This is a genomic window from Pseudomonas yamanorum, assembly GCF_013386765.1.
Lineage (GTDB): Bacteria > Pseudomonadota > Gammaproteobacteria > Pseudomonadales > Pseudomonadaceae > Aquipseudomonas > Aquipseudomonas yamanorum_A.
In genome coordinates, this window is record NZ_JACARE010000050.1 from 1 (window position 1) to 8,189 (window position 8,189).

At 54.7% G+C, this 8,189-nt stretch carries 9 protein-coding genes and 1 pseudogene; all 10 read left to right on the plus strand.

The genetic code is table 11. The annotated features are described in order from the left end of the window. A partial coding sequence (locus HX875_RS28855) for a type VI secretion system Vgr family protein (protein ID WP_177047997.1) occupies positions 1-933 on the plus strand: 933 nt, incomplete at its 5' end. A 14-nt stretch (positions 934-947) separates the two neighbouring features. Continuing rightward, positions 948-1,697: a DUF4123 domain-containing protein gene (locus HX875_RS28860; RefSeq protein ID WP_177047998.1), complete on the plus strand. Its 750-nt coding sequence runs from the start codon at positions 948-950 to the stop codon at positions 1,695-1,697. Next, entirely contained in the window at positions 1,694-2,074 is a 381-nt protein-coding gene (locus tag HX875_RS28865; RefSeq protein ID WP_177048000.1) for a YceK/YidQ family lipoprotein, read from the plus strand. Before HX875_RS28860 ends, HX875_RS28865 begins: the two co-directional genes overlap by 4 nt. 94 nt (positions 2,075-2,168) lie before the next feature. Then, a complete protein-coding gene (locus HX875_RS28870; RefSeq protein WP_177048002.1) occupies positions 2,169-2,687 on the plus strand; it encodes a DUF3304 domain-containing protein in 519 nt (172 codons plus the stop codon). A 153-nt stretch (positions 2,688-2,840) separates the two neighbouring features. Continuing rightward, positions 2,841-3,356 (plus strand): DUF3304 domain-containing protein, encoded by a 516-nt coding sequence (locus HX875_RS28875; RefSeq protein ID WP_177048003.1) that lies wholly within the window; start codon positions 2,841-2,843, stop codon positions 3,354-3,356. A 155-nt stretch (positions 3,357-3,511) separates the two neighbouring features. Next, positions 3,512-4,033: a DUF3304 domain-containing protein gene (locus HX875_RS28880; RefSeq protein WP_177048005.1), complete on the plus strand. Its 522-nt coding sequence runs from the start codon at positions 3,512-3,514 to the stop codon at positions 4,031-4,033. After that, positions 4,021-6,363, plus strand: coding sequence for a T6SS phospholipase effector Tle1-like catalytic domain-containing protein (locus tag HX875_RS28885; RefSeq protein ID WP_177048006.1), 2,343 nt, complete (start codon positions 4,021-4,023; stop codon positions 6,361-6,363). The genes HX875_RS28880 and HX875_RS28885 overlap by 13 nt, the downstream gene beginning before the upstream one ends. After that, a complete protein-coding gene (locus HX875_RS28890) occupies positions 6,363-6,626 on the plus strand; it encodes a PAAR domain-containing protein (protein WP_177048007.1) in 264 nt (87 codons plus the stop codon). Before HX875_RS28885 ends, HX875_RS28890 begins: the two co-directional genes overlap by 1 nt. 140 nt (positions 6,627-6,766) lie before the next feature. Beyond that, a complete protein-coding gene (locus HX875_RS28895; RefSeq protein WP_177048064.1) occupies positions 6,767-7,750 on the plus strand; it encodes a hypothetical protein in 984 nt (327 codons plus the stop codon). Continuing rightward, a pseudogene (locus tag HX875_RS28900) lies at positions 7,737-8,189 on the plus strand (ImcF-related family protein); the annotation flags it as partial. The gene HX875_RS28895 and the pseudogene HX875_RS28900, both read left to right, overlap by 14 nt.

An 8,189-nucleotide genomic window follows, 5' to 3' on the forward strand; every position in this document is an offset into this window, starting at 1 on the left:
ACCTTGCGCAACTACAAACGCAATGTGCTGCGCACCCCGGCGAACAACAAACTGCGCATGGACGACACGCGGGGGCAGGAGCACGTAAAGCTCAGTACGGAATACGGTGGGAAAAGTCAGCTGAACCTTGGGCATTTGGTGGATGCCGAGCGCAAAAAGCGCGGCGAAGGTTTTGAGCTGCGCTCTGACGGGTGGGGATCGATTCGCGGCGGCAAGGGTGTGTTTATCAGTGCGGATGAACAGACCAAGGCTTCGGGTGATGTGCTCAGCATGGAGCCCGCCAACGCTCTGGTTCTAGGAGCAAAGCAGCAAATCGCCGACTGGCAGGAAATCGCCCAGTCACACCACAGTCGCCAACCGGCTATCGACGGCTTGCAGCAGTTTCAGGACAGCGCCAAAAACCTGAGTGCCTCGGCCATGTTGCTCAGCGCCCCCAAGGGCATTGGGGCGGTGACCCCAGCCAGTTTGCTGCTCAAAAGCGGCGACGCGCTGTACCTGCAAAGCAACGATGAAATCAACCTGGCCGCAAGCCAGCGCATGTCCCTGCATGCAAATCAGTCCATCTCCCTGCTGGCGCAACAAGAAGGCATGCGTTTGGTGTCCGGCAAAGGCCCCCTGGAAATCGAATCCCACGATGACGTGATGAAGCTGATTGCCCAGCAAGACATCACCGTGCAGTCGATACAGGGTCATCTACAACTCACTGCCAAAAACGGCATCACCCTGGCGTGCGGAGGCGGGTATCTGCGCATTACGCCCGAGGGAGCGATCGACATCCATAGCCCGGGGAAATTGAATCTCAAGGGGCAGCATGTCTGGGAAAAACCGGCAGGCCAGCGTTTCGCGATGCCTGAGTTACCAACGTCGGTGTGTGAGGAGTGCCTGGTAAGGGCCCGGCAAACCGCCGGCGGTTTATTGAAGCGTGAAGGTTGACGGGGAATATAAGGATGGCAACGCCGAAAGAATGGCAAAAACAGATAGAACAGGTATGTGCCAGGGTTGGCGTACGACAGCTTGATCTACTGCTCGACCAAACCGACTGGAATAACCGCGCGGTACCTGCGCTGAAGATGATTAGGCCACACGTTCCATGGTTCTCATTGTTCAGCGGCACGCCGGAAGAAAACCTCCTGGATCAGGCCCCTCTGTTAATGCGTCTGGACCTGGAGCAGTGGAAGCATAGAACCTGGCTCGAACAACTGATGACTCACTGCGCCACTGATGCTCGTTTGCTGGTGGTGATTTCGCCATTGCCGTTCGAAGTCTTGAGCCTTGCTTTGCAAGGCCTGTTGCAAATGAAGTGGGGTGGGCAGGCAGGCGTGTTGCGGTATTACGATCCTCGCATCTTTCCGGTGTTGATGAACTCAATCCTGACGGATGAGCAGCGTGCCGAATACTTGAAGGTTGTGAGTTATTGGGGCTGGTTGGACAGGGATGAACAGCCGCATTGGCTACAAGGCAGCGGTCAGATGTATCAGGACGATATTCAAGTTAGCCCAGGTTTGGATCTGAGTGACCAACAATGCGACTTGATTGGTTCTATTGGTGATGCGCAACGGATGCTGGTCGGGGATAACTTTGAAGGATTGGGCGCAAGCCTGGAATCTCGTTTTGCTTCTTTATATACGCTGGTCGTACAGGCCAGTCAGGAGAATTACTTTGGAAGCCTGACTGAGTACGTGAGGAAGAAGCTATGAGCTATAAACGCGCTTTATCGGTTGATGGCCATGCTCACGACGCGGGAAAGGGATTCAAGCAATGTGTTGGCCTGGCAAGACTGTTGGTTTTATTGATGTTGGTTTCTCAACTTGTTCTAACGACTGGTTGTGGAACGATAGCTGAGAGAGGTAAGTCGTCAAGCGCGAGTCGCGGGGATGATTATTACATCGGTTCGCAATATGACTGGCGCCTGCTTACGCTTGAAGGCACCGGTACCTATGACTACATCCCTATGTTTTGTTACCTGAGTGTAGTGTGCCCATTCGTCATCCTGTTCAGTATGCCGGTGGATTTTGTGATTGATACGGCGATGCTGTATGGCGATCATCAAAAGAAAGTTGATAGAGGCCGTTAGCGATGTGTGTGCCTTTGAAATAAGGAATATTTATTGAGTGCGGACAGGTGTTTAAGAATCTTGTTTGGGTTTTATTTGATTGTGGGGTGTCGCTATGTGGTTATTAGGTTGGAGGAAGTTGCTCCAGGGTATGTGTGTTTGCATAGGGTTGACATTGTTCGGATGTTCCTCCGCAGACAATGAAATGGCGGGTGGGAATTTACAGGCGGTTAACCACACATTGGGTGCAATCAATTGGTTTTCGGTCAATGGTTACAGAGCTCATGGTGGGGGTGGGGCTTCGTGCTGCATTGTGATGCCGATTAAATGGCGGCCTGGATTGAAGGCCGAGATCGAGTGGGAGATTGATCGAGATCAGTTCGCATATTCAAACTGGCCCTCGGATATAGATGGATATAGAGCTGCCCAAGCTAAACATAAGGCTAATTATCAGCACTATAGCGCTGTAGTGGATATTCCTGAATGGTCGGGTACTGAGTCTTGCGGTTTGAAAGTGCATTTTTTGGTGTGTAATCAGATCAAAGTCACAACTTCTTGCTGGGGCTATGGTTCGCCTAACAATCCTATCAAAGAACCTCTGGAGATGGAGGAGCCGGCCGTATGTCCGCAGTGAGAGGGAACTCCGCCGATGTTTTCTTTCAGTAAATATTTTCCGAAGGAACATTGGTGAGTAGGGTTCGGGATGATCCGATAGAACGTATGAAAAATAATGTTTCATTGGACGTTTTTCATGTGTTTTGGAGTCGAGTCGGGGAAGGTGCATATCATGGTCTTGAGGGCGAGAAAAGTGCTAAAGCAGGGTGTGTACGCCTTTTTGGGCTTGACGTTATTTGGATGCTCCTCTGCGGACAATGAAATGGCAGGAGGGAATTTACAGGCGGTTAACCACACCTTGGGTGCAATCAATTGGTTTTCGGTCAACGGTTACAGGGCCCATGGTGGGGGTGGGGCTTCGTGCTGCATTGTGATGCCGATTAAATGGAGGCCCGGATTGAAGGCCAATATTGAATGGGAGGTTGATCCGGACCCATTTGCCTCGTCACCGCCGTTGGGGACCGATGAATTTAGGTCGTTTATGGTGAGCCATGAAAAGAACTACCGAAGGCACAGAGTTGTAGTAGATATTCCCGAATGGCCGGGTACCGAGTCTTGTGGTTTGAAAGTGCATTTTTTGGTGTGCAATAAGGTCAAGGTTACAACTTCGTGCTGGGGGTATGGTTCACCCAATAATCCTATCAAGGAGCCTCTGGATATGAAGGAGCCAACCGTATGTCCGCAGTGACGGGGAACTCCGCCGATGTTTTCTGTCAGGGAATATTTTCCGAAAGAACCTTGGTAAGTAGGGTTTGGGATGATCCGTAAATAGAGTGTATGAAAATAAAATTTTATTAGGTGCTTTTTATGCGCATCTGAATAGGGTCGAGGGAAGTGCATATTATGATGCTGAGGGCGAGAAAAGTGCTAAGGCAGGGTGTGTACGCCTTTTTGGGCTTGACGTTAGTTGGATGCTCCTCTGCGGATAATGAAATGGCAGGTGGGAATTTACAGGCCGTTAATCACACCTTGGGTGCAATCAATTGGTTTTCGGTAAACGGTTACAGAGCTCATGGTGGGGGAGGGGCTTCGTGTTGCGTTGTGATGCCGATTAAATGGAGGCCTGGATTGAAGGCCAATATTGAATGGGAAGTTGATCCGGATCCGTTTGCAAAAATAAAGCGAAAAGCAACAGGGTACGGGTTCGATGAGGCCGCGTGGATAGAGCATGAAGCAAAGTTTCAGCGCCATAGCGTGGTAGTGGATATTCCTGAATGGTCAGGTACCGAGTCGTGTGGTTTGAAAGTGCATTTTTTGGTGTGTAATCAGATCAAGGTTACCACTTCGTGCTGGGGTTATGGTTCGCCTAACAATCCTATCAAGGAACCACTGGAAATGAAGGAGCCAGTTGTATGTCCACAGTAAAAAAAGAGCCAAGGTCTAACGTTTGGGGGCCTCCAGACTTTCCAGTGGGTGGCCGTTTTCCGACAAGAACGTCAACAGTGACTGATAATTATGAGAAGCAAACTCGCGAGGAGAATCTTTTTCGTCAAGGTGTCAATGCGAGAGGGCAAAAGAGGCATTCTGACTGCTGCCATAGCCTCCACATTAGCCTGTTCTTTGACGGGACTAACAATAATGATGATAACGATACAAAGAAAGGTCATCCAAGCAATATCGCCAAATTATTCCATGCGTCGCCCCAAGGTCCAAAGGCCAATAGGGCAGGTTATTTCTCCTATTATATGCCTGGGGTTGGTACTCCCTTTCCTGAGGTAGGAGAGTTGGACTACAGCGAAGGTGGGCTTAAATACGCGACGGGTGGTGAGGATCGCATCAACTGGGCTTTGGTGCAGTTAGCCAGCGCTCTGTCTTTTGCCCTTAACAATAAGAAAGAAATAGATAAGGCTGTTGCTAAAACCATGGTCGACGCCATGAGTACCTGGAAAGCTCCTCTAATGAGCGCACTGGGTCAGGGTAATCGTCGACGGACGATAAAAAAGTTCCTGGCTACATTGCAGAACCAGACGGAATTGGCCAAGCCCCGCGTGCTGGGGGTCAAGCTGTTTGTGTACGGGTTCTCTCGAGGAGCAGCCGAAGCTCGTACTTTTGTCACGTGGTTGAGCCAGTTGTTCGACACCCCTCCCGGGGCAACGCTGCCTGATCAAAGCCTGATTGGGTTGCCCGTCAGCGTCGAATTCCTTGGCGTCCTGGACACCGTGGCTTCGGTGGGCATTGCCCACGCCGCCCCTTTTTTCGCCGGGCATATGGATTGGGCCGATGACAGCCAGTTGCTGCCGGATGCGCAGCGCTTTCCGAAGTTGGTCAAGTGTTGCCGGCATTTTGTCGCGGCCTTTGAGCAGCGCTCGTGTTTTCCGCTGGATTCGATCCGTAACGAGGACGGCCATTACCCGGAAAATACCTATGAAGTGGTATATCCCGGTGTGCATTCTGATGTGGGTGGCGGATATCCGAAAAATGATCAGGGTAAGGCCCGTGGCGGCACCCATGAACTGGTTTCGCAGATTGTTCTACACGACCTTTATGCCGCTGCTTTTGCAGCAGGTGCGCCATTGCAGGTGCCTGAGGCGGTGTTGCCGAAAACGCTCCTTACTCAGAAGTATTGGCGTGTCATGAGTCCTGCGACCGATCGAGAGTTTGCGCTGAGTTTAGAGTTAATCGAACGCTTCAACGCCTGGCGAAGAAAAACCCTCCCAAGTATCGCCGCCACCGGACCCGCCGACACTCCCCCTTGGGAGTACACACCGCAACCTCTAAACACCACGGTGGAAGACACCCTCGCCGATCAACTGGGCTGGATCACCGGCTGGCGCATTGGTCGATATGTCAATGATGAGGAAGGTGACAACGACAGTTTCACGCGCCAGCCGTACTTCACCCAAGCGAACGAAGTGACGCCTTACCAGCAAAGTACCGACCGCAAGCAATATGAACGGGACAAAGCGACGGCTGCGAAAGTGCGCATTACCAACCCTCAGTACGCCGGCCCTCCGATCTACGAACCGCAAATCGACCAGACCCAGCTCAGCCAGGCCGCTGCTGAATTCAAGGCCGACTACACGGGCAAGAAGCGCGAGCAAACCAGCGACTTTGGCACGATGGTGGATGTGGTGTTGCGCGATGCGGTCTATCTGCTCAATGAGGACGATGAACGCAACGATCACGCGACCCTCAGCGCAGAGGGCAAGCGCCGCAGTGCGCAACTGTTTTGTGACGCCCAAGGCACGCCCAGTGTGGACGCTGATATGGCCCGGCTGGTGGCATTGTTCGACGACCAGATACACGACTCCCGGGCATGGTTCATGTACGACGCGCTGGGAACGCGGGAGATGTGGGCAGGCTACTTCTTTTACCGCATGACCTATTTCGGTAACGACAACAGCCGCGAGCTGTCCCCGGTTTTGGTGGCCGGCCGGATGCTGGGTGTAGCGATGATTGCCGGGGCCACGGTGTATGGGATCAAGCGCGGTGGATGGAGGGGCGTGGGAGGGCTGGCGGGAGGTATCGGCATGGCCACCATTGGCTATCAGGTGATCGACAAGGCGAGTGGCCTGGTGGTGCCGTTCTTGCCCGGCGCAGCGCAGCTTTTGCAACCGACTGGCCATATCGGCTTGGTGGCTACCGAGCAGAAGCGCCAAATCGCACAGGATGATTATCTGCAACGTATCCAGCAGACAAGTGCCATGTTGCGCGAGGCCGGCAGTTTGTTCGAACTCGATGGCGGGGTGGTCTGATGCTGCCACTTGTACGTAAGGGCGACCCGTTGCATCCCTTCGGCGGCGAAGTCCTGGAAGGCCGTTACGAGGCCTTTGGTAAGCCGGTGGCCTGTGTGGATGATCAAGCCTGCTGCAATCTGCACGGCCTGACGCACATTGTCGAGGGCGTTTCGGGTTCAACCATGGATGGAAAAGCAGTGGCGCTGGACGGCCACTGTTGCGCCTGCGGTTGCCGGTTGGTCAGCACCCTGGCGGCCAGTTCGATGATTGTAGCGCCATGAGCCGCCCGCCTGAATATCCCGATTTTGTCGAGCCGGGCGAACCCCGTTGGCGCCGTTGGTGGCTGGGGTTGGGGCTGCTGTTCGGGTTGCAATCGGCGGCCTTGCTGGTGCTTTGGCCCACCGACCAACCGCGCGTGGAGTTGTGGCTCTGGAGTGCGGTACTGCCGCTGTGCTGGGCGCTGGTGCTGGCGGTGCGGGTGCTGGCATTGCAGATCGAGCTGTTCAACCGCAAGGTGTATCTGCGCACTCGGGATGCTGCCACTCAAGCGTGGTGGCGGCGACGTTGTCTTGGTCTGCCGGTGCAGGATGTGTTGCTGCTGGGGCCGGCAGGCGATGTGCAAACGCAGTACTTGAACCTGATGAAAGATCTCCCGCTGGCGATACCTTCAGTGATACCCGGCGCTACGCAGCCGGGGTTGCGGTGCCCGTTGTCGCTGGACTCGATCACCCAGCGTGAGCCCGCACTGGCGCGACACCTCGCCCGATTAACCTTGGCGCTCCCCGGGCTATCGGAGTGCTGGTCGCAGCTGCGGGCGATTGCCTGGGTTGGAGGTGAGAGCAATCAGGCTGCTTTCGTTCAGACGTTGGCCCAGGCAGATGTGTTGTTGCCCAAGGCCCGCGTGCCCTTACAGAACCTGACTGATTTGGATGACCTGATTGATGCCTATCACCGCGACTGCCGTGGCAAGGACGATTGGCTGTTGTGTGCCGGTGTGGTGTCGGTGCAGAGCGCTGAAGAAAACGAGTTGCCGGGTGAAGCAGGCTTTCTTTGGCGGGTAACCCGGCAGGGCCACCAGGTGTTGCATCGCGCGGAATACTGGGCAGACGAGTCGACTACCGACCTGTGTGCCCAGATGCAGCGCTACGCGGGACTGGACACGCCACCGAGCAGTTGCCTCGCGATGGATAGCGCCAGCCAGCAGGCTTTTGTAGAGGGTGGCTGGTCGGCAGTTGAGCATCAACTGGATGGGCAGTGGGGTGTGCTGGCAGACCTGGCGCCATTTATCGGGATGTCCCTGGCGTTGCTGCAAGCGGGTCAGACGCGTCAGCCTTGCGGTTGGCTGAGTCAGGATGGAAACAAACGACTGGCAATTGGAGTGGCGGTGCCTCATGGCGATAGTTAAGGAATTGGTTAAGGGCTCGTTGGTACGCGTGGGGGTGGGCTATCTGCTGATCATGACGCTGCTGGTGCTGCTCGCAGGCCTGTTGTATGGCTTGTGCGGCGATTATCTGGGATGGCCGAACATGCCGATCAGGCAACTGGCGCTGTGGGGGCTGGGGGTGTGGTTCGCGCTTTGCTGGCTCTGCCCGGTCATCCTGTTGGCCTGGGATCGCCTGGCGGTCGGCCAGGCGGAACGGGTCGTGGGACCTGTCGTTGAAACGTTGACTTCGCAGTTGAGCACTCAGTCTGAATCGCCAGACACTTCATCGGAAGAGCTGCGTGCCCACCTGCGCAAGCACCACGGCCTCTTCTGGCGCCGAAAAGTCCGCCTGTTATTAGTGATCGGCGAACCCGCCGAAATCGCAGCCATCGCCCCAGCCCTGGCCGATCAGAAGTGGCTG

Bases quoted from the DNA above. Each gene is read 5' to 3' on its own strand.
- HX875_RS28885 (WP_177048006.1), top strand. From the start codon at position 4,021: ATGTCCACAGTAAAAAAAGAGCCAAGGTCTAACGTTTGGGGGCCTCCA.
- HX875_RS28875 (WP_177048003.1), top strand. From the start codon at position 2,841: ATGGTCTTGAGGGCGAGAAAAGTGCTAAAGCAGGGTGTGTACGCCTTT.
- HX875_RS28880 (WP_177048005.1), top strand. From the start codon at position 3,512: ATGATGCTGAGGGCGAGAAAAGTGCTAAGGCAGGGTGTGTACGCCTTT.
- HX875_RS28860 (WP_177047998.1), top strand. From the start codon at position 948: ATGGCAACGCCGAAAGAATGGCAAAAACAGATAGAACAGGTATGTGCC.
- HX875_RS28890 (WP_177048007.1), top strand. From the start codon at position 6,363: ATGCTGCCACTTGTACGTAAGGGCGACCCGTTGCATCCCTTCGGCGGC.
- HX875_RS28870 (WP_177048002.1), top strand. From the start codon at position 2,169: ATGTGGTTATTAGGTTGGAGGAAGTTGCTCCAGGGTATGTGTGTTTGC.
- HX875_RS28865 (WP_177048000.1), top strand. From the start codon at position 1,694: ATGAGCTATAAACGCGCTTTATCGGTTGATGGCCATGCTCACGACGCG.